At 42.8% G+C, this 24,182-nt stretch carries 18 protein-coding genes; 10 read left to right on the top strand and 8 right to left on the bottom strand.

Translation table 11 applies throughout. The features are described 5' to 3' along the window. Positions 1 to 104 precede the first annotated feature (104 nt). Complete coding sequence (gene icd, locus ACS8FA_RS16900) at positions 105 to 1,364, bottom strand: NADP-dependent isocitrate dehydrogenase (RefSeq protein WP_439264267.1); 1,260 nt, start codon at positions 1,362 to 1,364, stop codon at positions 105 to 107. 438 nt (positions 1,365 to 1,802) lie between these two features. Here icd and ACS8FA_RS16895 point away from each other — a divergent pair, with 438 nt between their 5' ends. Continuing rightward, positions 1,803 to 2,417: a pseudouridine synthase gene (locus tag ACS8FA_RS16895; RefSeq protein WP_439264265.1), complete on the top strand. Its 615-nt coding sequence runs from the start codon at positions 1,803 to 1,805 to the stop codon at positions 2,415 to 2,417. 183 nt (positions 2,418 to 2,600) lie between these two features. Beyond that, on the top strand, positions 2,601 to 3,455 hold the full coding sequence (gene copM, locus ACS8FA_RS16890; protein WP_439264263.1) for a CopM family metallochaperone: 855 nt from the start codon (positions 2,601 to 2,603) through the stop codon (positions 3,453 to 3,455). Positions 3,456 to 3,623: 168 nt separating this feature from the next. Here the strand turns inward: copM and ACS8FA_RS16885 are convergent, their stop codons facing one another. After that, a complete protein-coding gene (locus ACS8FA_RS16885; RefSeq protein ID WP_439264261.1) occupies positions 3,624 to 5,654 on the bottom strand; it encodes a M61 family metallopeptidase in 2,031 nt (676 codons plus the stop codon). 324 nt (positions 5,655 to 5,978) lie between these two features. On the opposite strand from ACS8FA_RS16885, the gene ACS8FA_RS16880 reads away from it, so the two are divergent. Further along, positions 5,979 to 6,464, top strand: a complete 486-nt coding sequence (locus ACS8FA_RS16880) for an FKBP-type peptidyl-prolyl cis-trans isomerase (RefSeq protein ID WP_057758283.1) — start codon at positions 5,979 to 5,981, stop codon at positions 6,462 to 6,464. 545 nt (positions 6,465 to 7,009) lie between these two features. Here ACS8FA_RS16880 and ACS8FA_RS16875 read toward each other — a convergent pair. Next, the gene (locus ACS8FA_RS16875) at positions 7,010 to 9,220 is read right to left on the bottom strand and encodes a carboxy terminal-processing peptidase (protein WP_101205548.1); all 2,211 of its coding nucleotides are present in this window, start codon (positions 9,218 to 9,220) and stop codon (positions 7,010 to 7,012) included. Between the two features lie 462 nt (positions 9,221 to 9,682). Here ACS8FA_RS16875 and nagZ point away from each other — a divergent pair, with 462 nt between their 5' ends. Beyond that, positions 9,683 to 10,759 (top strand): beta-N-acetylhexosaminidase, encoded by a 1,077-nt coding sequence (nagZ, locus tag ACS8FA_RS16870; protein ID WP_101205547.1) that lies wholly within the window; start codon positions 9,683 to 9,685, stop codon positions 10,757 to 10,759. A 112-nt stretch (positions 10,760 to 10,871) separates the two neighbouring features. Here nagZ and ACS8FA_RS16865 read toward each other — a convergent pair whose 3' ends face one another. Continuing rightward, positions 10,872 to 12,470 carry an OmpA family protein gene (locus ACS8FA_RS16865; protein ID WP_439264258.1) on the bottom strand — a complete coding sequence of 533 codons (1,599 nt, stop codon included), beginning with the start codon at positions 12,468 to 12,470 and terminating at the stop codon, positions 10,872 to 10,874. A 294-nt stretch (positions 12,471 to 12,764) separates the two neighbouring features. Beyond that, entirely contained in the window at positions 12,765 to 14,402 is a 1,638-nt protein-coding gene (locus ACS8FA_RS16860) for a hypothetical protein (RefSeq protein WP_439264256.1), read from the bottom strand. A gap of 413 nt (positions 14,403 to 14,815) precedes the next feature. Here ACS8FA_RS16860 and ACS8FA_RS16855 point away from each other — a divergent pair, with 413 nt between their 5' ends. From ACS8FA_RS16855 to ACS8FA_RS16830, 6 genes are all read left to right on the top strand, one after another. Beyond that, entirely contained in the window at positions 14,816 to 15,424 is a 609-nt protein-coding gene (locus ACS8FA_RS16855; protein ID WP_165598370.1) for a rhomboid family intramembrane serine protease, read from the top strand. 103 nt (positions 15,425 to 15,527) lie between these two features. Continuing rightward, positions 15,528 to 16,484 carry a metallophosphoesterase gene (locus ACS8FA_RS16850; protein ID WP_439264253.1) on the top strand — a complete coding sequence of 319 codons (957 nt, stop codon included), beginning with the start codon at positions 15,528 to 15,530 and terminating at the stop codon, positions 16,482 to 16,484. 107 nt (positions 16,485 to 16,591) lie between these two features. Then, complete coding sequence (gene purE, locus ACS8FA_RS16845) at positions 16,592 to 17,143, top strand: 5-(carboxyamino)imidazole ribonucleotide mutase (protein ID WP_075107754.1); 552 nt, start codon at positions 16,592 to 16,594, stop codon at positions 17,141 to 17,143. A 198-nt stretch (positions 17,144 to 17,341) separates the two neighbouring features. After that, positions 17,342 to 18,718, top strand: coding sequence for a 5-(carboxyamino)imidazole ribonucleotide synthase (locus tag ACS8FA_RS16840; RefSeq protein WP_439264251.1), 1,377 nt, complete (start codon positions 17,342 to 17,344; stop codon positions 18,716 to 18,718). Beyond that, positions 18,718 to 19,167 carry a YaiI/YqxD family protein gene (locus ACS8FA_RS16835; RefSeq protein ID WP_439264250.1) on the top strand — a complete coding sequence of 150 codons (450 nt, stop codon included), beginning with the start codon at positions 18,718 to 18,720 and terminating at the stop codon, positions 19,165 to 19,167. Before ACS8FA_RS16840 ends, ACS8FA_RS16835 begins: the two co-directional genes overlap by 1 nt. A gap of 235 nt (positions 19,168 to 19,402) precedes the next feature. Further along, positions 19,403 to 20,044 (top strand): NAD(P)H-binding protein, encoded by a 642-nt coding sequence (locus tag ACS8FA_RS16830; protein WP_439264248.1) that lies wholly within the window; start codon positions 19,403 to 19,405, stop codon positions 20,042 to 20,044. A 158-nt stretch (positions 20,045 to 20,202) separates the two neighbouring features. Here the strand turns inward: ACS8FA_RS16830 and epmA are convergent, their stop codons facing one another. From epmA to ACS8FA_RS16815, 3 genes are all read right to left on the bottom strand, one after another. Next, positions 20,203 to 21,231: an EF-P lysine aminoacylase EpmA gene (epmA, locus tag ACS8FA_RS16825; RefSeq protein ID WP_439264246.1), complete on the bottom strand. Its 1,029-nt coding sequence runs from the start codon at positions 21,229 to 21,231 to the stop codon at positions 20,203 to 20,205. A gap of 50 nt (positions 21,232 to 21,281) precedes the next feature. After that, positions 21,282 to 22,391, bottom strand: coding sequence for a 4-phosphoerythronate dehydrogenase (locus ACS8FA_RS16820; protein ID WP_439264300.1), 1,110 nt, complete (start codon positions 22,389 to 22,391; stop codon positions 21,282 to 21,284). A gap of 108 nt (positions 22,392 to 22,499) precedes the next feature. Beyond that, on the bottom strand, positions 22,500 to 23,627 hold the full coding sequence (locus tag ACS8FA_RS16815; protein ID WP_439264244.1) for an AI-2E family transporter: 1,128 nt from the start codon (positions 23,625 to 23,627) through the stop codon (positions 22,500 to 22,502). Between the last annotated feature and the right edge of the window lie 555 nt (positions 23,628 to 24,182).

The following is a 24,182-nucleotide window of genomic DNA, read 5'->3' as shown; positions in this document are numbered from 1 at the left end:
TTTTCTAAAGTCTTTATAAAGAGTGAAATAAAAAAAGCCACCTATATAATCAGGTGGCTTTTAATAAACAGTAATAAAATAGAATGCTTAGAGTTTAAGTAGTCTTATGCTTCCATATGCTTAATAATCGCCTTACCAAACTCCGAAGTACTTAGTAAGGTAGCATCTGGCATCAGACGCTCAAAATCATACGTGACTGTTTTATTGGCAATCGCCCCTTGGATACCACTGATAACAAGATCAGCTGCTTCCGTCCAGCCCATATCACGAAGCATCATCTCAGCAGACAATATGAGTGAACCTGGATTTACTTTATTCTGACCAGCGTACTTGGGCGCAGTACCGTGCGTCGCTTCATAAACAGCAATCGCGCCGCCTTTGTTTGCACCTGGTGCGATACCAATACCACCTACTTCAGCGGCCAATGCATCAGAGATATAGTCACCGTTTAGGTTGAGTGTTGCTACTACAGAATAATCTGCAGGACGCATCAAAATCTGCTGCAAGAAGGCATCAGCGATGACGTCTTTAATAATAATATCATTACCCGTTTTTGGATTTTTCATAGTCATCCATGGACCGCCATCTAATAAATCTGCACCAAAACGCTCTGCTGCCAGCTCATAACCCCAATCCTTAAACGCGCCCTCTGTAAACTTCATGATATTACCTTTATGCACTAGGGTCACATTTGGCAAATCATTATCGATGGCATGCTGAATCGCTTTGCGTACTAAGCGCTGAGAGCCTTCTTTTGAGACAGGTTTGATACCGATGCCGCAGTCTTCAGGGAAGCGGATGCTGGTCACACCCATCTCATCCCTTAAAAAATTGATAACTTTTTTGGCATCATCGCTGCCCGCTTTCCACTCGATACCCGTGTAGATATCTTCTGTGTTTTCACGGAAAATAACCATATCCGTCAGCTCTGGATGCTGTACTGGGCTTGGTACGCCCTCAAACCAGCGTACTGGGCGTTGACAGACATACAGGTCGAGGTTTTGGCGCACTGCGACGTTTAACGAACTAAAGCCGCCACCCACTGGCGTGGTCAATGGACCCTTGATACTAACGACGTAGTCTTTTAGAATCTCTAGCGTCTCGCTTGGCAAATAGTCGCCGTCATATACTTTCGCTGCTTTTTCACCAAGATAAGTCTCCATCCAAATGATAGACTTCTTGCCGTGATACGCTTTATCAATCGCAGCATTGACTACTTTTATCATGACAGGCGTGATATCTACACCGATTCCATCACCTTCCACAAACGGAATAATCGGATGGTTAGGAACATTTAATGTTAAATCTGCGTTTACGGTCACTTTTTCGCCGTCTCTTGGCACGATAACCTTATCATATGACATCGATGATACTCCTTGGTTATATGTTGGACGTCGCAAGCGAACTTAACACTTTGTTATGCTAACCGTTTTATTATAGTTGTAACGCTCTGGGCGCTTATCGGTTGAGCAAAGCTTTGATGAGTACGACACTTGCGACATTGATTTAAACAATGTTAAAAATAGCTCGAAGCTAAAAAAATTAAAATAAATACCCAAACAATGATTATCGCTTGCAGCTAGTAGATATTTCTCTATTAAGAATATAAATACCACTATCATAATGCGGATTTAGGATAACAGCAAATCTATACAAGCGCTGTCCTACTTTTGTAGCAGGTCATGTAGCATACAGCACATTAAATATATCGCCTTTAGTCTTGTCGCTTAATACTAGCTCTGCATCACAAAACACACGTTACAATGATTCATTGTCCATCAAAAACCAGGAAACACCTTTTTATGTCTACTTCTAGTCTCATTCTATTCAACAAGCCTTATGGCGTGCAAAGTCAGTTTAGAGATGACAGTAATAACGACCACGCCACCCTATCGCAATACTTTACCGATAAGGATTTGCGAGTTGCTGGTAGGCTAGATGCCACTTCAGAGGGCTTGCTGATTTTGACCGATAATGGTCACGTTAATAAAGCAATTACTCATCCGCCAAAAGCCAATGCAGGGCGCAAACAAGGTAAAACTTACTTAGTGCAAGTAGAAGGAACGCCTACTACTGAGCAAATCAATAAGCTCAAACGTGGCGTGGTTTTAAAAGACGGTAAAACACTACCTGCTGAGGTCAAACACGTCAGTGAAAGTGAGCTACCGATGATGCTTTGGCAGCGCAATCCGCCAATACGTGAGCGTAAAAGCGTGCCGGACTCATGGCTAATGCTGACAATATATGAAGGTAAAAATCGCCAAGTCAGACGTATGACAGCGCATGTCGGTCTGCCTTGTCTGCGTTTGATACGTTGGTCAGTGGCAGGGTTTGAGCTAGGTGATTTAGCTGTTGGGGAGTCTGTACGCGTTCATCTAACTAGCGAACACTGTCGTCAGCTAGGTATTAGCAATTAGTTTGTACCGGACAAACGCTTAGCTGCAAGTATATAATTCTCATATAAATTAAATATATTACGAGCTATTAAACATAGTGTCTCGAATGAGTAAGGTTTATCTGCTAACATTCAGCACGTAATTGATTATGTATAATAAGTATTATCCATTTATCGTTTGGTTTTTTCACAATAGGGATATGTCATGATTGCTTCTCGTCGTTTTCTTTCGTTGGTCACTAGCATTTCTGCGGCACTTGTATTGAGTGCTTGTCAGCCAACGACAGAGGACAGCCAATCAAATCCTGCGGAAGAAACCTCACCGCCAGTGACTGATATGCCACATGCTGAGCATGACGGTATGGCAGACGATACTCTAACAAACGACAGCGATAATAGTGTCATTGATGAGTCTCAAATGAGTGACATGCTCAGAGACTATACGAGATCAATGACGAGAATGCATGACGAGATGATGATTGGAATGGGTTATAACGATCCTGATACCGCTTTCGCTAAAGGCATGTTGGGACATCATCGCGGCGCGGTAGAGATGGCAAAAATAGAACTCAAGTATGGCACTGACGAAGCGATGCGCCAACTTGCTCAAGACGTCATTACGGCACAGCAAGCTGAGATCGATGTCTTAAACAAATGGCTGGCTAGCCACCCTGATGCTGCCAAACCTAAGCCAAATACTGTGGCGATGCAGCAAGCATATGCTCAGAGCATGGAAAATATGCATGGCGAAATGACTTTGGGTGTGGCTGATCCCTTGCCTGATATGGCATTTGCACGCGGCATGCTACCGCATCATATTGCTGCTGTTGATATGGCAAAAGTTCAGCTCGAATATGGGACAGATGAGGAGATGCGTCAGTTGGCGCAAGACGTCATTGATAACCAGCAAACTGAAATTGATGTGATGAAAAACTGGATTGCTGCGCTTGAGGCTGCAAGTAGCAACGAAGACGATAGTTCTGTAGATGAAAGTATTGAGCCTGAAACTACCGATAATAAGAATCCAGATAACCTAGATAACAGAGCTAAAGAGCAGTAAATGTATACCTCTCCAACCTCTGACCTATCGAGCATTTAAGTTGCTTGGATATATCTACAATATTAAAAGTAATTTAAAAAAACCCTCTTCTAAGCATGATTGCTCGGAAGAGGGGTTTTTATATGGAAGGGTTTTTCGTATGGAAAGGTATTTTATATAGCATTGAGGCTACCGCTTCATAACATTGAGCCATGTCTCCCAACCTGCATCACCTTTTAATTGCTCATTATCATTGTCTAGCGTCTTATCTCCTTTTGCTAAGCGTAGGCTTACTTTATGAGGAGGTACTGCTCCAGTCATGCCAGTTGTCTCATCTCGCGGCTTCACTTTAGTTGTCGTTTCGGGTTGAACCTGAACACACATCAGCTCATCACGGCGGAACACATAACATTCAACAGGATGCGCCGTATTAACCAAGGCGGTAAGTTGTTTCGTATCCGCTTTGATGCCGTCAATCGCGATAATAACGTCATGTGCTGAAATACCAGCTTTAGCGGCAATACTATCTCGCATCACACGATTTACCTTGAGTCCAGCTAGCGTTTCGTTACATCGCATACCCCAAGGCACATGCTTGTCAGCGGTTTCTTTAGTATTCGCCTGTATTTTGACACCATTTGCAATGAGCAACGCTTCAATTGGCAGCTCTTCTACCCCGTTGACATAACGGCGTTCAAAATCTTCCCATTCTGCTAGCGGCATAAACTGCTCAATGACTGAGCCCATATCAGCACTGCTGATACCAATTCGCTTACTGTCGTTCTGCTTGGCTTGAGTATAAAAAGCTTTGACCACATCAAACAAACGATAACGACCATCACTATTTTTGAGTAAGATTAGATCCAGACATAGAGCCACCAATGCGCCTTTATTATAGTAGCTGATACCCGCATTGCCTGTATTTTCATCAGTACGATACAGCTTAATCCAAGCATCAAAACTTGACTCTGCCACGCTTTGATTACCACGCCCTGGAGTCTGATAATAGCGATTGATTTGCTCGGCTAGCAGTCGCAGATAATTGGCTTTATCAATCACACCTGACGCTTGCAACATGAAGTCATCGATATAAGACGTAAACCCTTCGAACACCCAAAGTAATGGCGTAAATGCTTCACAACGTAAATCGACATCAATCATGACATCAGGACGCACCGTCTTAACCCACCATGAATGAAAATACTCATGACTACATAAGCCTAAAAACCGCTGATAATCTGTACTCGGTAACTTTGGCTCATTGGCATTTGGCAAGTCATTGCGCGGGGTAATAAGGCTAGTAGAGTTGATATGCTCAAGCCCACCATAGTCTTGACCACTGGCAAAGGTCATAAAGGTATAATCGTCAAATGGCGCATCGCCTAACCAATCTACGTAGGTCTGACAAATCTGAGTAATATCCTGCTGCAACCGACCTAGGTTAGCATTCTGCTTGCCTGACAGGTAAAAGCTATGATGTAGCGTCTGATGCTCATTATCATGAATAATAAAATCAAACTTTTCTTGTTCTGCGATTTCGAATGGATAATCAATCAGCTCGTGATAATTCGCTGCCTGTAACTTGTAAAGGTGCTGACTGTTCGCTTGCTGATTGTCTTTTTGCTGCTGATCAATCTGCAGGTGCGTAGCGTCCAACCCACAGGCCAACAGTACTTTGCTACTTTCTTTGTCTGCAAAAAATGTCTCGGGCACAATCAAGCTAACGTGGACAGGCGCTTGCTCTTGCCCTTCGACGGCTAGCGCAAGCGAAGTAAAATTACCATAAAGTCGTTGCTGATCAACGTAGGCCGTACGCACAGACAAGTCATAGCAATAGACTTCGTACTCGACGATGACCGTCTGCCCTGCTTGCACCGCTGGCAGCTGCCATGTATTTTTGTCTATTTTTTGCGCGCGATAAGTCTCTGACTGCTCGTCACTATCCGCTGTTTGAGCCTCTACTACTTGATAATGTACCGCAGTGATGTTTCGGGCAAACTCACGCATTAGATAACTGCCTGGTATCCACGCTGGTAACCAAAGCTGCGGCGCATCGGATACTGCTGTAAAGCTCAGTGATACATCGACCAAATGCTCGTAGAAACGGGTAAAATCAAATTGATAGCTTATATCAGCTATCGTTTTAGCCTTAATATCATGATGATTGGTTGAAACATTGCTCGCTAGTTGTTTAGTAGTGGTATTAGCAAATGCAGTCATCGTATCTCTCGTCCTTATTTTTATAATTATGCTAGAAGTCCTGCTCTAAAAAAGCAACTCCTAAACCATGAATAGCCAATCGCTATGCATTAACTATAGAAAATAGCAGTTATTATTGTAAATTGTGGCATTAATTGGCATTTTTTATGTTTTTTGCCTTGAAAGTTATGTGGGCCATCTCAATTAAAGATGCTAACTGCTAAAGTTACTTTAATAAACTGATGATAATTGACTAATGACGTGGCCTTTTGGCTTGCAGATTGGCTTTTTTAGGTTTATTGCAACCGTATTTAATTTTTTACATAGATATATTTAGGATATTTTATGACTACTATCGCAAAAGACACTGCCGTCAAATTCAATTACACACTAAAAGACGACGAAGGCAATATCCTTGACCAGTCACCAGAAGGTCAGCCACTTGCTTATCTACATGGTCACAGCAACATTATCCCAGGCCTAGAAGCACAATTAGAAGGTAAGTCTGCTGGCGAAAAAGTTAATGCAGTCGTTGAACCTGCTGATGGCTACGGCGAATACCAAGAGCAAGCAGTACAGCATGTACCACGTGACAACTTCCAAGGCGTTGATGACATTCAGCCTGGTATGCAGTTCCAGTCAGAAGCTGGCGGCCAAGTAATGTTGGTTACTGTGACTGCTGTAAACGATCAAGAAGTTACTGTTGATGCAAACCATCCATTGGCTGGCAAGCGTTTGACATTCGATGTTGAAATCCAAGAAGTACGTGCAGCAACTGAAGACGAACTAAACCATGGCCATGTACATGGTGCAGGTGGCGTTGAGCACTAATCTCTTCTAGAGTGTAGTGACAATAGTTAGAGGATAATCTATTAAATCTATCATCTAATATAAAAGGTCAGTAGCCGATCAGGTTACTGGCCTTTTTTGTGCTTACTTCATGGTAAATTTCAAATTAATATAAATGTATTAATCTATGAACTGAATACTAATTCCGTATACAGTGCTACTCAACTTGAATACTATCTACTTAGAAAATCCGCCACAAAAATTACTAGTCTCCAGACGTAACAAAGCCGCATAACGACAAGCGTCATGCGGCTTTTATTACCAACCATCCATGTTAGCGTTACGTGATACCTAATCCCGGGGCATCTCATAACTGACAGGCATCCAGCCTTATCATCCTTAATCAGCAAACTACTTATCCCTAGTGCGACCTTTAAGATACCAATCCCTAGTATCAATGAACCGTTTCGTTCAATCGTGCCGTACAGTTATAGTCGCAGATTGACCCTTCGTTGGTAAGAGGTCTAAACGTCAATCTATGTAAGCATATGCTTACATAGATTACGTAACGCTATAATAACTTCACATTATAGCTTCTCTTCAGGGCTAAGCATTGTCTTAGGTTCAGCGCTGAGCATAAGGTAAGCTGCCTCATTAATGAACGCTTCATCCTCTGGTAATTCTGGACGTTCAGCGGCTTTCATACGGCTACGTTCTTCAAACTTTGCATCCATCGCTGCTTGATAAGTATTCCAGTTAGAGTACGGACGCTCACCAGTTGCGATAAGGCGCTTGTTTTCTGCTTCTAATGAGCGTTTTTCAATTAGTTGCATTTTAGCTCTGCGGCTATTGATATCTAATCGAACAGGTTTCTTTTCATCATCCATGTTACGAATATCATTTAGCGTCGACAGATAAGTAAACTGTGGGTCTTTTTGTTGGCGAATCTTAGACTGCTGATTGAGCGTCGCTAACGTATCACTGGTAAACTTCCCTTCAGGCTTGTACGGTGCTGTTCTGATAGTGTCCCAAGGTAATGCTTTTTTCTGAGCGCGCTCGCCAAAGGTTGCATCATCATAGATATTAACTAGCTCAACATCTGGTACGACACCTTTATTCTGTGTACTACCGCCAGTGACACGATAAAATTTACGCTGAGTCAAGGTAGCAGAGCCTAAAGCTAAGCTATCAAGCTGGATCTGCGCAGAGCCTTTACCAGTTGTCGTACTACCAACCACTAATCCGCGACCATAGTCTTGAATAGCAGCGGCAAAAATTTCACTGGCTGAGGCGGATGCTAAATTGGTAATGACCGCCATCTTGCCATCATATAGCTGCTCGCCACCATCGTTGTCACGGTATACTTGAATATTGCCGCGATTATCACGAATCTGTACCAGTGGTCCACTCTTGATAAAGAAACCTAGCATCTTGGCAACTTCATCTAATGAGCCACCAGGGTTATTGCGCAAATCAACCACTAGGCCATCGATATTTTGTTTATTCAGCTCTTTTAGCGCTTTTTCAGTATCGATACTAACGCTACGGTAGTCTTCACCATTACGGCGCGCACGATAGTTTAGATAAAAGCTTGGTATCTCAAGTACTCCAATACGCTTTGGTGTCTTATCAATATTAGGACGCTGCACTTCTACCACTCGCTGAGTGACGCCTGACTCTTCTTGCTGAATGATGTCTCGTACTACCGTGACCGTACGGGCGCTAGCATCTGGCGTGTTAGGTTGACGTAATTTCAGTGTGACCGATGTACCGCGTTTTCCGCGAATCAAGCTGACAATTTCACGCGTTGACCAACCAACCACGTCCGTCATGGTTTCGCCATCTTTTGCGATACCGACGATCAAATCATTAGGCTTGATTTGACCCGACTTGGCGGCTGGACCACCATCGACCAAAGTCACAATACGAGTATAGTCTGGATTTTTACGATCTGGACGAATAGAGACACCGATGCCTTCTAACTGAAGACTAGACTGGATTTGCAGTTCAGTCGCTTGAATCGGTGCATAGTAATTACTGTGCGGATCATAAGTGAGCATCGCCGTATTTAAGATGGTCTCCATGATTTCATCATCTTTGAGACGCTTAAACTGCTCTTGTTGACGCGACAAACGATTTTGTAAAATCTCATTTGGCGTACGCTCATCGTTACGTACCAAGTCTTGCCCACGAGTGATATCTGGGTTGCTTAAAAACACTTTCTCTTTAGCTTTTTCGTCTTCTTGACCGAGGGTAATACTCATCAACTGGAACTTTAGCTGACGTTCCCAGTAATCGCGCTGCTCTTTTTTGGTTTTAAAATGGCCGAGTTTTTCGCGATCAAGAATGATTGTGTCGTTACCTGTCAAATCAATGTCTGTCTTAAGCATCTTGGTAGCCATCGCAAAGTACTCATTTGAGCGTTTGCGGTAACGATCAAACACCTCTACCCCTGCAGACAGATCACCTTGCTTTAGGCGAGCGCCAAAATCTTCAGCGTGTTTTTTCTTCAGCTCATCAACATCAGATTGCAAAAACAACGTGTGGTTTGGGTCAAGGCTATCGATATACATTGATAGAATTTCACTACCAGTCTTACTATCTAAAGGCTGATTAAGATAATGACTGCGATCCAGCAAGGCGGCTACTTGACGGGTGGTGACCTTTTGCTCAGGAGTCTGAACGAAACTTCCCGTATTGGTCTCGGCGACTGCAGTACCGTAACTTTGAGTCAGGATAATACCAGCGATGCCCACTGACGCCGCACTGAGTAACCACTGTGCTGGTTGTTTTTTCATCATATGTACCTAGTTATTTGAAGTTAATAGTATTGGGTAATTCATCAGAATTAGAAATGCTCGAATCTGTTATGACCTCTAAATGCTGTGTTTTATTCTTATATTTTATGCATCATTAAATACTGATATATAGTCAAAAATCAATCAATATTATCACGCGCATAAATACTGAATTGTCTCAAACTGTATAAGCAATCTTACACGCTACGTCTGTACATACCAAACTTTCTATCACTTTTATCATACATAGTAATTGAGGGCTATCAACATCGATTTAATGCCTAAATCTAATGGCTATTAGCAAATTGATTTGACCCCAATAATCTGCCACATTATGCTCAATTAATAATAGCTGTCATAATAAGATATCTGAACAATGACTGATAAGCGATAAGATAGCCATAGATAGATAATCAGTCACCCTCATAATATAAACATATATAAAATAATAAGGAATACGCGATGTACGGCGTTTTAATGATAGATATCGATAGTACTGCTTTGACCGCTGAAGATGTCAGCTTGATTAAACAAGCACAGGTTGGCGGAGTGATATTGTTTGGTCGTAACGTCACAGATGCGGCCCAAGTCAGAGCACTGTGCGACGATATACGTTATCACAATCAAGACATACTTATCGGTGTGGACCAAGAAGGTGGACGAGTCGCAAGGCTACGTGAAGGCTTCACGCCCCTACCTGCTATGGGTCGATTGGGTGAGCTATTCAATCAAGACCCAAGCCAAGCACTCAGCTGCGCCTACGATTGCGGTTATCTAATGGCGGCTGAAGTGCTGGCTGTAGGAATCGATTTGAGCTTTGCACCCGTACTGGATAGAGATGGTATTAGCCAAGTCATTGGTGACCGCAGCTTTCATCATGAGCCACAAGCCATCACTGCGCTTGCAACACAGTTTATGCGCGGTATGAAGGCAGCTGGTATGGCAACCACTGGTAAACACTTCCCCGGTCATGGTGCCATCGCTCCTGACTCGCACGTATCAGAAGCCATCGACACGCGTAGCTTGGATGAAATCATTAATAGCGACATGCAACCTTTTGCTCAAACACTACATAGTCTAGACGCTCTTATGCCAGCACATGTGATATTTTCGCAGGTAGACGACAAGCCAGCAGGTTTCTCCAAAATTTGGCTACAAGATATCATTCGAGATGAGCTTAAATTTGATGGGGTATTATTCTCTGATGATTTATCGATGGCAGGTGCAAAGGCGGCTGGTGATGTCAGTGCTCGCGTAAAAGCGGCCATTGATGCCGGTTGTGATATTGCTCTCGTATGCAACGACCGTGTGGCTGCTCATGAAGCTGCTAAAGCTGCGCAAGATTTGCCTTACCCTAACCAGCAGCGTATCAAAACCATGCGCGGCAATATCCCAACATGGCAAGGCGATCTTGAATCTACCTGCCAGCAGTTTGAATATTGGCAGCAAGCCAAGCAAAATGTTACTCAGACTTTTTTTGATGCGCAAGCTGATGGTCAGACTGCTAAGGAATCAACAGATCCTACTCTGTATAAATAATAGCTTACTTCACTATCATCGAGCAGCATACAAAAAACCGCACCTTTATAAGATGCGGTTTTTGTCATTTAACTACTACTGCGTAGCTATAATCAAAATAAGAACAAATAGATTAATTGCTTGGGTCTACCGCAGTACCTTGGGTAGCATCATCGCCATCTGGTAACAAGTCATCATTATTACTATCTAATGGGTTCATATCTGGATCTAGGGAATCACTGTTTATCATCATGCCATCATTGGCGCTGACCACTTCGTCATTGACCATAAACTCGATACGGCGATTGCGGAAGCGACCTTGTTCGGTTGAATTGTCCGCGATTGGCTCTGATTCGCCCATGCCTTTGGTAGCTAATTTACTGGCATCAACTCCCTTAGACACTAGATATGCTTTCACTGACTCAGCACGCTCCTGAGACAGCTCCATATTATAGGTATCAGAGGCTTGACTATCTGTATGACCGACAATCATCAGCTTCATATCAGGTACGTTATTGATGATTTCTGCAGCACGGTCTAACAGCGCTTTATTGACTTCAGGTATAACCGCTTCATCTACTTGGAAGTTAATCACCTGAATACTCAAAGCGCGGGCAACATCACGTGGATCTGGGTTTTCACCAAGATTGGTCATCGCCACATCTGCAGCAGCCAGACTATCATCAATCTCACCTTGCAAGTCTAATGGACCTTCAGCTTGCACGGTCATGGCAGGAGCAGCTGCTTGTAAGTCAGCAACCAACTTATCCAATGCAGCTTTATCAGGAGCATTGACAGTGATGTTATCACCTTTAATAATCATACTCGCGTTCGGTACATTTTTAATAATTGGTAATATCGTTGCCAACTGAGCAGATGCTGGCATATCTACTGCAAAGTTATCATCAACATCAGCACGGCATTTATTGGCTTCATCACCAAATGCACCAGTCAAAGCATTCATAACATTGGTTTGTAATGTCTCATCACCCACGCTCATACGACAAGCATACAGCTCGCTATTTTCACCAGTTGCGATGCTCAGTGATGCAGGCTCAATTGCGCCGGCAACCGCTAATGCCTCATTACCTTGTGCCCCTTGCTGTACTGTAGCCGCTGGCGTTGCTACAGGCTCAGGGTTTTCTTGGCAGCCTCTGAGTAGTGCCCAAGCCAATGCACCCAAGATAATCAAACCAATAATAGGTAGCAGCGCTTTCATAAAGCTCTCTTTTGGTTCTTCTTCTTTTTGTAATGGCGCTGTACTGGTGGTATCAGAAATTGGTGTGCCAGCCGTAGTAGAAGTGGCAGCGACTGCACTAGCAGGCAAAACAGTACCCGCCCATGCAGGGATATGATGCTGGTAACTATTTAGGTTATCATTCAAAAATTGAGGAACGGGCGTAGTACCAGCTAAGCTTTTGATCTCATGAAAAGCCAATGGCGCTGCCATCGCAATCAAACCACGTGAGGCCGTTGCATCGACATTATGTTTGCCTGCTAATTCGCGAGAGATTTGGTCGCGGTGTGCCCCTTCTGTCCATACACGGTCATAAAAAGCATTGTCATCACGGGCAATGTTTTCATTGGCAAAGCGGCTAAAAGTATCATTGTCTGCAAGACGAGCAGCAAAAATGGCATAAAACTGTTCTAGTAGATTTTTCTTAGCTGGGCTACGGTCATCTTCCAATACGGCTGGGCTGACGGTGCGTGTCAAGTGGCTAATAATATCCATAATATGGCTCTCCCCTTAATTTTTATTTATATGATTCGTTTGCTCAAAAAGCAGCTATTTCATTCTTTTGTATTCAATCGTCATAGTAGTCATGGTGGCGATAAATCCATCAAACTACTTTATTTGGTTTTGATTATTATAAAATTCTTAAGCTGCTATTCACAGTCTGTACGTTGTTGTGCAAATGATACAGTAAGTAATGTTTCGGATGGCACACGTAACTATAGCCAAGCTACATGAAAAGATAGGCCATATAAAAAGACACGCCCTATAAAACAGCGTGCCTTATAAAAACTACCTAACTTGAGCTGGTTCAGCAACGATAACCGTGTTTGCCATCTCATCCACTTCTGAAGGTGAAAAAGGGCCTGGCGGTCTGGTCGTTTGATTATTCGAAGGAAAGTTGTTGGGAATATTACTCGCGCCATTAGTAGGCAGATTGTTAGGCGCATTATTAAAGCTATTATTATTGTTAGGCAAAGGAATTGGTATCACACGATCTCCAGTATCATCATCTGATGCTTGGTATTCGCCAGAGTTACTATTTACCCCATTATTATTGAATTGATTATTAATCCCCGCCCCATCATCTACAAACTGGTTATTTGCGTTTGCCATGTTATTCGTAGCATCACCAATATTGCTATTATCAGGCAACGGTAATGGTGCTGTACTCTCGACCACCATCGCTGGTGCTAAGTTGCGTACTTCTGTAACCAGTTTTTGCAGCAGCATATTGTCTGGCGCCTCCAGTGTGAGACGATCATTTTGCACATGCAAACGTGCAAATGGTGTTGATCTAAGCATCGTCAAGACATTGGACAGTATTTCGGCAGGCATATTAGCGATTGTGGTTGCTACCCCATCCTGTATGTTTAATTCACAAATACTTGCCTGCTCACCAAAGCTTGTATTGAGTGCCTGTTGCAACGTGCTTTGCAGTGCAGCATCGCCAACGGTCGCGCTACAAGTGTACAAGTTACCGCCGTTGTCTACACCGACAATAAGCTCAACAGGAGTCGTTGTTGGTACAGGAGGCACGGGTGCTGGCTGTGGTTCAACAGGTGCCGTGGCCACAGGCTCTACTGGTATTTCATTATTGGGTTTCACTAATAATGCCCATGCTGCTAGTGCAAGCGCAGCTAGAGCTACTATTAATAAAAATACACGTATTAGTAGATCGTTTCGTTGATTACGAGTACGCACCTGTGCATGTTTTAAGTTACGATTTTCTGCCAAGTGGTAGGCTGCTGGATTGGCATGAATAGCATCGCTATTGGCCATCGTATTGTCATCTAGGGCTTCAGTGTCTGCGCGCTCAGCAGTTGATATTTGCTCTATGCTTTCTACATCATTATTTGTTATTGGTGCGACTATGCCAGTATCTAAAGTAGCGTCGTCAAGTCTATTCGATATGTCGTCACTTACTGGCACATGTACTGGCACATGGTCATCATCTGAACCAAAGCTTTTTTGTATTTGCTGACTAACGCTTTGAGTAGCAGTAATCACAGCGGCTGCCCAAATAGGTAAATATGGACGTAAAGCAGCCTGCTTTTCTTGTAAAAATGCTGGCAAAAACTGCCCATTGGCCAATATTTTTAGTTCACGATATGCCAACGGCGCGGCACTAATTAGTAATTGCTCAGTTGTCTGCTCATCAATGTGATGAGTGGCTGACAACTCTTGGACTATAGTCTCTTGCAGACTTTTATCTTGCCATATTTGTTCAAATAAAGGGCTTTCATTATTAGTGCTAGTAATTACTTGATCAGTACGCAGCAACTGTGAGTAAACCTGTGGCACAGCTAGGCGCGCAGCCAAAACAGCATAAAACTGCTCAAGTAGACTGACATAGGCGACATTATTGCTGTCATCATTACCCATTACAGCTGGGGTTACCGTTTGTTCTAGCTGGTCAATAATGTTCATATTCCACTGCCTCTATCAGCCTTATTTGAATGTGCAAAATTGAGCACTTATTTTATTTTTATCCATGTCACTTGTGTACGTTGCTTCTTTATCTAAAAGATTAATCTCAGCGCGGATGAATGAACACTACTCTCGTCTTTAACCTTGCTTTAAAAGTTTCACTTATGTTGATGGTACACTGCTACATTATTCACTATAACCGCATAAAAAAGCATCGTTTTGTCACACAATAGGTATTCGCGTTATCGCAACTGCTGTTAGTATTAGTCTATTGCTAATGGTTAGTACTTAATACGGATCAGACGTCAAACTTACTTTTTAATCAGCCGTAACGCTTAGGCTTTGAATATTGTCATTTGTAGCTTGTCATTTGTAACATTGTCACATATCAGGCACGGCCTAAGGATTTTCCTTTGTTAAACCATACGACGCTTATTATCATAATTACCGTTATTGTCAGCTTATTGGCTTGGCAAAACAAGACGCTATTTAATCGATTGATTTTTTACCCGCCAGCAGTCAACAATGGGCAATGGGATCGCTTTGTGACCCACGGCTTTATTCATGCTGATAGTATGCATTTGCTCTTTAATATGTTTACTTTGTATTTCTTTGGACGTGCTATCGAAGGACTATATCAGCCGTTTTTATTCGGCTACGGTTTTGTGGTTTTTTATGTTTTGGCAATTATTGTTGCCATGATTCCAAGTTACGTGAAAAATAAGAACAACGCCAGTTATTTGAGTCTAGGCGCATCAGGCGGCGTATCAGCTGTGCTGTTTGCTTTTATTCTGTTAGCACCATGGGAGAGAATCTATCTCTTTGCCGTGATTCCTATTCCTGCAATACTATTTGCCGTGGCCTATATATTTTATAGTATCTATGCGGATCGACGCGGTGGTTCAAACATCAATCACATGGCTCATATGTGGGGCGGCGCATTTGGCGTTATCGCCACGATTGTTTTGGAACCAAAAGTACTACCGCACTTTATCAATGCGTTGCTATCACCAGGATTTTAGACATTTCTACGTATAGTAAAGCTATCACTTTAAAGACGGTTATACTCTATAAATACTATTTTGCGCAGGGTACACTTCTACATTTGAGATTTAGTAATACATTATGATTATAGATATTATCGGTGATATACATGGTTATGCAGACAAACTGATCGGTCTGCTGCATCAGTTGGGCTATGAGCATAACGGTCAGCATTTCGTGCCACCAACAGGTCACAGGGCGTTGTTTATCGGCGATTTGATCGATCGTGGTTCGCAGCAATTAGCCACGTTAGAGATTGTCTTTGCAATGCTAGATGCCGATGTAGCCGATGCAGTGATGGGCAACCATGAATATAATGCATTGGCATATGCCACGCGCGATCCCGATAATACTAGCCAGTATTTACGCTCGCACAACGACATCCACAGACGCCAACACGAGGCGTTTTTAGCAGAGATACCATTTGGCTCAGAGCAACATGAGTACTGGTTGCAGCGTTTATACGAAATTCCATTATGGATTGAGACCGACTACGCCTGTTTTGTACATGCTTGCTGGGATACAGATAGCATGGCAATACTAAAACCCCTTCTGACTGACGATAACTGTCTGACTCCAGCAGGTTTAATCGCGACGGCTAAAGAAGATACCATCGCCTTTGACGCTTTAGAGCGAGTACTAAAAGGGGTTGAAACAAGCTTACCTGATGGCATTGTGATGGTAGATAAAGAAGGTACTGAGCGTACACGAGTACGAGTACGCTGGTGGCTAGATGAGTTAAATACACGCACACTTCGTGAAGTGTCTCGTGCTCCATCGTCCGCATTGGCACAGATACCGCCTGATGCGTTGGCTGAAAATATTGAATTTGCGCTAAAAACTCATAAACCTGTGTTTGTCGGGCACTATTGGCTCACTGGCACACCTGAGCCACTCAGTCCACAAGTTGCCTGTACTGACTACTCTGCTGCAGTAGATAGCGGCTATCTAACGTGCTATCAATTGGATACCGAACAACCATTACCATTGACAGCCAATCACTTTGTTCAGCATTATCACGATGAAAAACATATATAAAATCGTGATATCGATGCAATTAGCGCCATACCAGTATTAAAAGTCAAACTTGGCTTTACGACCATAGCAAAATTTTTGTATGATGGTCTTTTTGAGGATATCCAATCATGAGCACCACGAATACTGCTGCTAACCAGAACGGTCCAATCACCTCCCCTGCTGGTCAGCCGAAAGTCGGCATTATCATGGGTTCGCAGTCTGACTGGGCAACTATGAGTGCTGCTGCGCAATTGCTTGCAGACTTTGACATTGCTTTTGATTGTGAAGTGGTCTCTGCACACCGTACGCCTGACAGATTATTTGATTATGCCAAAAGCGCAAAAGATAATGGTCTACAAGTGATCATTGCTGGTGCAGGCGGTGCCGCTCATCTCCCAGGTATGTGTGCCAGTCAAACGCCGCTACCTGTCTTTGGTGTCCCTGTAAAGTCATCTATGTTGAGCGGTTGGGATAGTCTACTGTCTATCGTACAAATGCCAAAAGGCGTCGCTGTTGGTACTTTGGCGATTGGTACTGCTGGTGCTTATAATGCTGCTCTACTTGCAATTCAAGTATTGGCATTGCATGATGATACGATCGCTACCAAGCTTGATCAAATGCGCCAGTCTCAGACTGAGACTATTCTTGCTAGCCCAACACCAGGTATTATCAATCCTTAGATAAATATAAAATGACCTACTTTTATAGCAGCGTCTTTTATATTGATAGCTTACCGATTGAAGCTATCAATATATAATTTTTAAGAAATTCCGAGTAGAGATAAGGTGCATACAGTGCACCTTTTCCTATTTTCACCCATTGAGTTTTAGATTTTCATAGACCAAACACCTTATTCACTTTTATCCAAAGAGCCTGCCATGACTACAGCAAACGCTTATCCCGTTACCCAAACCATTCGTACCATCGGTATTTTAGGCGGTGGTCAGCTTGGTATGATGCTTGCCGAAGCCGCTATGCCATTGGGTTACCAATGCGTATTCTTAGAAGACAATCCAGAATGCCCTGCCAGCTTATACGGTCGTGTCTTTCATAGCGATCAATTAGAAGACTTTATCGCAGCAGCGGACGTATTTACCTTAGAGTTTGAAAACACGCCAACGTCTACTGTTGAGCAGCTGGTTAGCTTGTCAAAATCTGGTAGCAAGCAAGGCATGTTCCCACCACTGATTGCGCTTGATATCGCTCAAGATCGTCTAAAAGAAAAGCAGATGTTCAACACGCTTGATATCGCAACCGTGCCATTTATGGAAGTCAATTCTGAAGCTGAGCTCAAGCACGCTTGTAAAGAGTTAGGACTGCCTATCGTTCTAAAAACCAGCCGAGGCGGTTACGACGGTAAGGGACAGTTCGTCATCAAGCAAGACGGTGACATTAAAGCTGCTTGGCTAGATTTAAAAGACGCCGTCAGCGGTAAAGGCTCACTTACGCCAACACCTGCGCCATTAATTGCTGAAGGTTTTATTAACTTTAGTCGTGAAGTGTCTATCATTGCAGCAAGAGCGCAAAATGGTCAGGTACGCTGTTACGATTTGGTCGAAAACCATCATCACAACGGTATTTTGGCCAAAACTCAAGCACCTGCTGTTGGCACGAGTCACCTGTTTCAACAAGCAACAGATGCCATTACTAAAGTCATGAATCACTTGGATTATGTCGGCGTTATGGCGCTTGAATTATTCGTCACCAAAGATGCTCGCGGTCATAACGCGATACTGGCGAATGAGATCGCACCACGGGTCCACAACTCTGGACACTGGAGTATCGAAGGCGCTATTACCAGTCAGTTTGAGAATCATATCCGTGCTGTAGTCAACTTGCCATTAGGCGATACAGATAATGTGCATCCTGCGATTATGGTGAATGTACTGGGTCAATATCCTGATATCAGTGCAGTGCTAAACATCGATGGCGCTCATTACCATAGCTATCATAAGGCTGAGCGTGACGATCGCAAGATTGCTCATATAACCCTGATGCCTAATGACGTGACAGATTTAGAGCCTGCTATGGCAAAATTGGTCGCTATCTTGCCAAACAAGGTTGGTCTGGATAAAGAGTATGCAAACGTAGATACTCAGCCTAGTAAAGTAGACGTCGATACTACGAGTAATGCTAAAAACAGTACTCAGAACAGTGCTCAAAATGATGCCACAGCTGATGAACTAGACAATAAAGACAGCCAAGCAGACAGCCTGACTGCTACTCCATTAAAATCTGAGAAGGCCAAAAAATAATGCAGATATGGGTGGACGCAGACTCGGTGCCATTGATTGCCAAAGACCTAATTATTAAAACGGCTGAACGTACCAAGACCATGGCCATATTTGTGGCCAATCAGCCGATTAAGCTACGCAAGTCGCCCTTACTTGTCATGACAGTCGTGCCATCAGGGTTCGACAAAGCTGATGATTATATCGTTGAGCAGATACAGGCTGGTGACTTGGCTATCACTAGCGATATCCCTTTGGCCAATGACATTTTGGACAAAGGTGGTATGGTATTGACGACGCGCGGCGTGATCTATGATAAGAACAACATCAAGCAAAAGCTCAATATGCGCGACTTTATGGATACCATGCGCGGTACTGGCGTCCTAGAATTGCAGGAAATGAGCGGGCAAAAACCTTACGGCGATCGGGATAAAAAAGCCTTTGCGGATGGTCTCAATCGCTTGGTTCGTTAATGCCTTTTATCGTTCTATCTGACGCCTACCCATCCTGTCTTCTATTAAGTAACATTATTTAGCCAACGTTTGCTTCCTTGCAAACTGTATACACTCTATAACCAAACACTATTCAATCAGCACGCTTTATAACGAAGCGTGCTACCTATCTTTGTTACTCTATATTCAGTTTTTAAGATAAATAAACTTACTGAATAATTTAAACAATAGAATTTAAATAAAAATAGGAATGATTATGAAAATTTTAGTCGTTGGTGCAAGTGGTCGAGTGGGCGGTGATTTGGTTAAGCAGTTATTGGCTGATGGCCATCAAGTTATTGGCACGACTCGTCAGAAAGAAAAACTATTTGATAATGACAACTATACCCAGCTAGATTTAGACATTACAGCCAGTAAAGACTCTATTGAAAAGCAAATGGATAAGGATATCGAAGCTGTTTACTTTGTTGCAGGATCTGGTGGCAAGAACGTCTTAGAAGTTGATTTGCATGGTGCTGTAAAAACGATGCAGGCTGCACAAGATAAAGGTATCAAGCGTTATATTATGCTGAGCTCAGTCTTTTCATTAGAAACTGAAAAATGGGACGAAAACCCTGGTATTGCAGATCTAAAAGAATACTACATCTCTAAACACTACGCCGATCACTGGTTAGTGAATAACAGCTCGCTTGATTACACTATCGTACAGCCAGGCGCACTAAAAGAACGCGCTGGTACAGGTAAAATCACTATTAATGATACCAGCTCTGGTGAGAATGCCATCGAAGATGTAGCGACAACGCTAGCCGCGGTGCTAACCGCAGATAACACCATAGGCAAAGTCTTCAACCTACACAATGGTGACATTGATATCAATGAAGCAGTTTCTACGGTATAAATAAATTTAGCAGTAGCAAAATTGGTTGTATCTGCTAGATTTTAAAAGCAGCCAATACAAAAGGTCGTTATCGATTCGCCAATATCTAATTGGTAAATCGGCAACGACCTTTTTATTATATATTTAGATTATAGCTAATTCAAAAGACGCACGCTCAATTATGCTTGCCCACTAGGAAAAGAAATGACTTCTTCCAAGCTTTTCGCACCTGTTAACACCATAAGCAATCTATCCATACCGACTGCAATACCACTACATGGCATCAAATCATTGGAGGCAGCTAATAGATGCTCATCGATTGGCATTTGAGGTAGATTATGACGCGCGCGTAATTGATTGTCTTGTTCAAAACGGTCACGCAATGCTTGACCATCTGCTAGCTCATCATAGGCATTGGCGATCTCAATGCCATTAATATACAGCTCAAAACGTTTTGCGATTTTATTACCGTCTTTGTCCACAGCTGTCTTCGCTAACGCAGCAGTCGCAGGTGGATACTCTATAATTAATGTCGGCAAATCATGACCTAGGTTTGGCTCTACGGCATGACTGAACAATAAATCCAACCAGCTCTGACGACGGTTTTCTTCGCTATCGTCAGCATTATTAAAATCAAATCCTGTCAAACCCATATCTTCTGCCACGGCTTGTAATGCAGTTAAACTCGCTGTCAACGGATGGATACCTACAAAATCCATAAAGGCATCGACATAGCGATAATGACTCATCACAATTGAATGGCCATAAAGTGCCTCTAACAACTCATTAAGTTCAGTTGCCATGTCGTCCAGACTATAACGAGGTTGATACCATTCAAGCATCGTAAATTCAATATTATGACGCGTGCCTATTTCGTTATCACGAAAGACAGGACAAATCTGATAAATAGGTACTTGCCAGCTGGCTAATAAACGCTTCATCGCAAATTCAGGCGAGGTATGCAAATAATAAGTGTGTGGACGGTCTTGATAGGTCACGTGAGCTGCTACAGACTGCAAAAAAGTGTCTGTATTGCCTGCTTGGGATAATAGCGGTGTCTGCACTTCTAGCACTTGTCGACTGGTAAAAAACTGACGAATATTGCTGATAAATTGCGCACGCTGTTGTGCCATTGCAAGTGTCATGGTTGGCGCGTAGCTAGGCTTAGAAGTAATAGGCTGCGAAGAAATGTTGTTTGCTTGAGTCATTGGGCTCTACTGCGACTGATGAATAATTGGTTGCTCAGTATCTTGTTTAATTAAAACTGCCACTCACGGCGCAAGTGATAATCACGTCTCAGACCGTCGAAGTCAGCACCATTTACTTGCCCACCAACTGATTTATTTCGCAACGAGGTATCATCTTGCATGATGTCATAAAACTTTGGCAGTCTATCTGGATATGATTTTAGTTCAGACCATAAGAACATATTTAGCGGTAGCAGATTGGACATAGATTGAGCTGGATGTATCGATAATTTTTCACACAAGGCATCATAAATGATTTGTGTGCCACGTAGCTTACCTTCTAGCGTATAGCCAGCGATATGCGGTGTGGCAATAGCAAGTTTGGATAGCAAGCTTACTGCAATCTTTGGCTCATGCTCAAACACATCTAGCACCACTTGACGTCCAGTACGCTCAATGTCTGTTTCAAGCGCACTTTCCTCAATCACAGGCCCGCGCGCACTATTAATCAATATCGTATCCGCAGGCATCATTGCCAATGCAGCTGCATTAATCAGATGACGTGTTGGGTAATCACTACCTTTAGGATTCGTCGCATTCTTCTCATTAGTCAAAGGCACATGAAGACTGATCACGTCACTTTGGCTAAGCACCTGCTCCAAGCTAGCATTATTAGTTTTAGAGGCTGGTAACAAGGGATCATAACCTAGCACCTGCCAACCCAGATCATAGGCATATTGAGCAAGCGTACTGCCGATATTGCCAAGGCCAATGATACCTAATGTTAATGACGCCGACTGCTGCCAATACTGCGGACACAAAGTAAAAACAGCCGTCAACACATACTGAGCCACAGAATGCTTGCTACAACCGGCCGCATTGGCGAAAGTGATATTACGAGACGCTAGATAATCTTGATCTACATGGTCGGTACCAATAGTCGCAGACCCGACAAACTGCACGCTGTTATTATCAATCAATAGCGTTTCGTCTACTTTCGTCACCGACCGTATCAGCAATACATCTGACTGTACATCGGCAAGTAACGCTGCATCGATATCTCGACCAGCGACAGTAATGATATCAACCGTATGCTCAGTCAGCTGACCAAGCATAGAATCATTAAAAAAATCATTCAGACTGGCGATGTTACTGTCCGCTAAAATAGTGATATTTTTAATTGTGCTTAATTTATCGATCTTATTATTCGTCGATTCTGCCATATTCTCATTTGTCATTATTCATCGTCTCTATCGATAATTTTTTACATCGTATTTGCTAGCGACTTGTTATTCTGGTTCGTGCACAGGATCTATCGCACGAGGGTCAGAAAGCATCACCTCTTGCTGAGCAAATATCTCATTCTTATGCTGCGATATCCACTCGCGCCATACTGCAAGCCCGATAGCCAACACGACAGGCCCAATAAACAAACCAACAAAACCAAATGCTGTAAGACCACCTAATACCCCAATAAAAATAATGATAAAAGGAATTTTGGTCGCGCCGCTAATGACGATAGGACGAATCAAGTTATCCACCCAGCTAATCACCAATACACCCCATAGTGCCAAGCCAATACCTTCTGCAGTATGGCCTTGGCTCAATAGCCAAATCGATACACTGCCCCAAACGAATGGTGTGCCAAACGGAATCAAGGCAATAATAAAAGTAACGATGGTCAATAAAATAGGACTTGGTGCACCAGCGAAGTAATAGCCGATACCTGCCAATAAAGCCTGAGCCAATGCCGTCAGCCCGATGCCGTATACCACGGCACGCGTAGTTGTACCCACAGAATCGATGTAACCGTCGATGCGATTACCGATAATGTTACGCAGCGCTTGACGAATCTGCCGAACCAGACTGGTGCCATCTCGGTAAAAGAAGAAAAGCGTCATTAACGCCATACCGAGTTTGGCCAAACTACTGAACACCACATCAAATGCTATTTTGCCATAATATAAATGCGACTGAACCCAAATGCGAAAAGCTTCTAGCGTCCCTTCTGGGTTTTTATTGATACGCCACAGCACGTCTTTGACTTGCTGACCGATGATAGGTAAATCTTTGAGGGAGTCAGGCACATCTAAGTAACCTACCTTGATACGGTAAATCAAATTACTGATTAAACTTAAAGCTTCTTGCTGCAAGATAAACACACCGATAACCACTGGCACACCAATTATCAGTGAAATATTCACCGTCATAATAGCGGCGCTAAAGTCTGGGCTTAGCTTTACCTTTTCATGGAAGAAATTATAAATAGGAAAGGTCACATAGGCCAAAATCGCTGCCCACAGCGCTGGCACAATAAAAAATTGCACCACTTGAAAACACAATACGAACAGTACCACTAGCAACGTAATTGCCAATAAGCGCTGAATAATAAATTCTTTTGTCCAGTTTTCAATCATAGCGTATAAACCAAAAGCGGACAGCAAACGATAATTTTGCTGGCGAGTTTATAAATGTGTGATGAATATCAGCTCTTAGACACTGTCTGTAAGCCATATCCGTTAGCGAGAGTTGTGAATCATACAAAAAAGTATTGGGTCGGACTTATGAAGTCATATGAGGATTAAGTAATATGACAATTAAATAGTATGACTATGCCCAGTTTCATACCACGAATTCACAGCCATTTATTATTGTAAATAAAATAATAAAAATACGGCTAGCACGCTTTATTATGCAATAAAGCATGTGAATTATATAACGCGTTGTTGTAATCTTTACTTACAACTTTGTCTATGCAAGCTTACTAGATGACGACGATAATGACTAGCGCATAATACATGAATTTAATGTGTAAAAATGATGTATTGAAAACTGCTTTTATGTACAGCTTTTAAACTGTTATCTTATAAGGGAATCCACTGGTGCGTTCTATTTGTCACGACAATTGATGTTATACTAAAGCAATTATTTTAAGCTTTTCAGTGTAGTTAAGTTTATTTGCACATATTTAT

Origin of the sequence: Psychrobacter sp. 1Y1 (genome assembly GCF_051847395.2) — a bacterium.
In the GTDB taxonomy this organism is placed as follows: Bacteria; Pseudomonadota; Gammaproteobacteria; order Pseudomonadales; family Moraxellaceae; genus Psychrobacter.
This window is presented reverse-complemented; position numbering and strand designations above follow the sequence as displayed.

What these genes read in the sequence shown, in the direction of transcription:
- nagZ (WP_101205547.1), top strand. Translation starts at nt 9,683, where the DNA reads ATGTACGGCGTTTTAATGATAGATATCGATAGTACTGCTTTGACCGCT.
- purE (WP_075107754.1), top strand. Translation starts at nt 16,592, where the DNA reads ATGAGCACCACGAATACTGCTGCTAACCAGAACGGTCCAATCACCTCC.
- ACS8FA_RS16895 (WP_439264265.1), top strand. Translation starts at nt 1,803, where the DNA reads ATGTCTACTTCTAGTCTCATTCTATTCAACAAGCCTTATGGCGTGCAA.
- ACS8FA_RS16880 (WP_057758283.1), top strand. Translation starts at nt 5,979, where the DNA reads ATGACTACTATCGCAAAAGACACTGCCGTCAAATTCAATTACACACTA.
- ACS8FA_RS16885 (WP_439264261.1), bottom strand. Translation starts at nt 5,654, where the DNA reads ATGACTGCATTTGCTAATACCACTACTAAACAACTAGCGAGCAATGTT.
- ACS8FA_RS16840 (WP_439264251.1), top strand. Translation starts at nt 17,342, where the DNA reads ATGACTACAGCAAACGCTTATCCCGTTACCCAAACCATTCGTACCATC.
- ACS8FA_RS16860 (WP_439264256.1), bottom strand. Translation starts at nt 14,402, where the DNA reads ATGAACATTATTGACCAGCTAGAACAAACGGTAACCCCAGCTGTAATG.
- ACS8FA_RS16835 (WP_439264250.1), top strand. Translation starts at nt 18,718, where the DNA reads ATGCAGATATGGGTGGACGCAGACTCGGTGCCATTGATTGCCAAAGAC.
- icd (WP_439264267.1), bottom strand. Translation starts at nt 1,364, where the DNA reads ATGTCATATGATAAGGTTATCGTGCCAAGAGACGGCGAAAAAGTGACC.
- ACS8FA_RS16865 (WP_439264258.1), bottom strand. Translation starts at nt 12,470, where the DNA reads ATGGATATTATTAGCCACTTGACACGCACCGTCAGCCCAGCCGTATTG.
- ACS8FA_RS16830 (WP_439264248.1), top strand. Translation starts at nt 19,403, where the DNA reads ATGAAAATTTTAGTCGTTGGTGCAAGTGGTCGAGTGGGCGGTGATTTG.
- ACS8FA_RS16815 (WP_439264244.1), bottom strand. Translation starts at nt 23,627, where the DNA reads ATGATTGAAAACTGGACAAAAGAATTTATTATTCAGCGCTTATTGGCA.
- ACS8FA_RS16850 (WP_439264253.1), top strand. Translation starts at nt 15,528, where the DNA reads ATGATTATAGATATTATCGGTGATATACATGGTTATGCAGACAAACTG.
- copM (WP_439264263.1), top strand. Translation starts at nt 2,601, where the DNA reads ATGATTGCTTCTCGTCGTTTTCTTTCGTTGGTCACTAGCATTTCTGCG.
- ACS8FA_RS16875 (WP_101205548.1), bottom strand. Translation starts at nt 9,220, where the DNA reads ATGAAAAAACAACCAGCACAGTGGTTACTCAGTGCGGCGTCAGTGGGC.
- epmA (WP_439264246.1), bottom strand. Translation starts at nt 21,231, where the DNA reads ATGACTCAAGCAAACAACATTTCTTCGCAGCCTATTACTTCTAAGCCT.